This is a genomic window from Microbacterium sp., assembly GCF_031178525.1.
In the GTDB taxonomy this organism is placed as follows: domain Bacteria; phylum Actinomycetota; class Actinomycetes; order Actinomycetales; family Microbacteriaceae; genus Microbacterium.
The window spans coordinates 1-2,241 of the sequence record NZ_JAPSJA010000352.1 but is presented as its reverse complement, the minus strand read 5'-3'; the positions used below and the strand labels follow the sequence as shown (position 1 = coordinate 2,241).

Below are 2,241 nucleotides of genomic sequence, written 5' to 3'. Positions count from 1 at the left end.
GCCATGGCGCCGGCGGCGCGGGGCGCGGCATCTACGAGGTCCGACGTGTCGGCTCCCGAGGTCGTGCGGATCTTGGGGATGACGCCGGGCTTGGGAAGCAGGGCCACCACGACGGCGAGCACGGGCAGAGACAGGATGGCCGTGGCCACGAGAGCCGCCGAGGCGTAGCCCGCGTAGGCGAGCACGAACTGTCCCGCAAGAAGACCGACCCCGCTCAGGAGGCCCACCGCGACGCCGGCGAGCGCCGTCCACCAGGCGAGGCGGGCGTCGGGGGTGCCGGACTGGCGAGGCGGGGCGTTCAGCACCGCGTGATCCAGGGACATGAGCGGAGGCTATCCGCGGGCGGTGCATCTGTCGATGGATGCCCGGGGAGGCGCGGCCTTGGCGGCATTCGGGTGCTTCGTCGCCGCTCGCAGGGTCGCTTCGCTCAGCGATCGGCGTGGGGCGGGAGGTCAGGGGCGCTCACGCCCAGGCAGGAGGGACGACAATGGAGGAATGAGCAGCACACCCGAGCGATCCATCGACCACGCCAAGGAGGGTCGGGCCGTGCAGTTCGCCTCGATCGAGGAGGCGTTCGTGCGTTACGGCACGCCCGTCGGCAACCTCGAGCTGCTGCGCAACATCGCCCGAGGCGTCAACGCGTCGGCGGTCGTCGGCTTCCGCACCTACTTCAAGCTCGAGCGCAGCGCCGGCGGCCCCGCGCTCGAGGTGCACGACGGCTACACGACGGGGTTCCGCTCGGAGACGGACGCGGAGCGACTGGCGGGCGACCGTCCGCGCTGGCCCAGCCGCCGATTCCGCGGCGCATGGGGCATCACGCACTACGAGACCCGCGAGCGCCCGCTCGCCGACCGCGCGAAGAAGCGCGCTTCGGCGGCGCCGCGCGTAGCCTCCGGCCCCGCGGCTCCGCGCTCGGGCGCGACCGAGCCGCGCGAGGGGCAGATCTGCATGAGCTGCTTCATGCAGATGCCGCTCACCGGGGTCTGCCCGAACTGCGGGTGACCTGAGCGGGTGTCAAGCCGCGTGCGGATCCCCCGGTCTCCTGCGAGCATCGAGGCTCCGACGAACGAAGGAGCAGGATGACCGACCTCCGCATCGCCGTGATCCTCGGCACCACCCGTCCCGGGCGCAACGGCAAGGCCGTCGCCGACTGGGTGATGGAACAGGCCGCCGGCCGCCCCGCGACGTACGAGCTCATCGACCTCGCCGACCATGAGCTGCCGCTGCTCGACGAGCCCATCCCGCCGTCGCAGGGGCAGTACCAGAACGAGCACACGAAGCGGTGGGCCGAGCTGATCGCGCAGTACGACGGCTACGTGTTCATCACGCCCGAGTACAACCGGTCGACATCCGGCGCCCTGAAGAACGCGATCGACTACCTGTACGCGGAGTGGAACGACAAGGCCGCCGGGTTCGTCGGATACGGATCCATCGGCGGCGCCCGCGCGATCGAGCACCTGCGCGGGATGTGCGGAGAGCTGCAGATCGCCGACGTCCGCACGGCGGTGAACTTCCTGCTCGCGACCGACTTCGTGAACTACCGCGAATTCACGCCCGGCGACCACCACCCGCCGATCGCCCAGGACATGTTCGCGCAGGTCGAGCGCTGGGCCGGAGCGCTCAAGCCGCTGCGCGGATGAGACGGGCCGCGGCGCCGCACGGACGCGGGGATCTGCACGGATCCGGATCGCGGGGCGCCGGGACCTCCGGAGCCGCGCGGATGTCCGGATCGGCGCCGGTCGCGTCGACGGCGGGTAGCGTCGGAGGGGTGAGGGACGGAGTGCGCAGCGCGCGAGACGAGCTCGGTGCGCTCGTGGGAACCGACCTTCCTCTGCTTGCCGACATGCCACGGGCCGCGTCGCCCCGTGCGGCAGCCGTGCTGCTGCTGTTCGGACGACTGGACTCGTCTCCCGCCGAGACGCCGGATGCCGCCGTCTCGCGCGATCTCGACGTGCTCTTGCTGGCACGCGCGGCGACGCTGCGCGCACACCCGGGTCAGGTGGCGTTTCCGGGTGGTCGCGTGGATCCCGGCGACCGCGACGCGGTCGCAGCCGCGCTGCGCGAGGCGCAGGAGGAGACGGGACTGGATCCCTCGGGTGTGGACGTGCTCGGCACCCTGCCGGAGGTGCCGCTCGCGTTCTCACGACACCTCGTGACGCCCGTGCTCGGGTGGTGGCGCGAACCGTCGCCCGTGCGGGTCGTCGACGTGGGGGAGTCATCCGCCGTCTTCCGCGCGCCCGT

4 protein-coding genes are annotated in these 2,241 nt (G+C 72.0%); 3 read left to right on the top strand and 1 reads right to left on the bottom strand.

Going from position 1 to position 2,241, the window contains the following annotated elements; all coding sequences use genetic code 11:
- Positions 1–323: hypothetical protein (locus tag RIF89_RS14265; RefSeq protein ID WP_309069736.1), on the bottom strand; the 323-nt coding region annotated here is incomplete at its 3' end.
- Between the two features lie 172 nt (positions 324–495).
- Here RIF89_RS14265 and RIF89_RS14260 point away from each other — a divergent pair.
- From RIF89_RS14260 to RIF89_RS14250, 3 genes are all read left to right on the top strand, one after another.
- Positions 496–1,002, top strand: coding sequence for a hypothetical protein (locus RIF89_RS14260; protein WP_309069735.1), 507 nt, complete (start codon positions 496–498; stop codon positions 1,000–1,002).
- 77 nt (positions 1,003–1,079) lie between these two features.
- Positions 1,080–1,640: an NAD(P)H-dependent oxidoreductase gene (locus RIF89_RS14255; protein ID WP_309069734.1), complete on the top strand. Its 561-nt coding sequence runs from the start codon at positions 1,080–1,082 to the stop codon at positions 1,638–1,640.
- A gap of 203 nt (positions 1,641–1,843) precedes the next feature.
- Positions 1,844–2,241: CoA pyrophosphatase (locus tag RIF89_RS14250; RefSeq protein ID WP_309069737.1), on the top strand; the 398-nt coding region annotated here is incomplete at its 3' end.

Coding starts and splice junctions, on each gene's coding strand:
- RIF89_RS14260 (WP_309069735.1), top strand. CDS start 496: ATGAGCAGCACACCCGAGCGATCCATCGACCACGCCAAGGAGGGTCGG.
- RIF89_RS14255 (WP_309069734.1), top strand. CDS start 1,080: ATGACCGACCTCCGCATCGCCGTGATCCTCGGCACCACCCGTCCCGGG.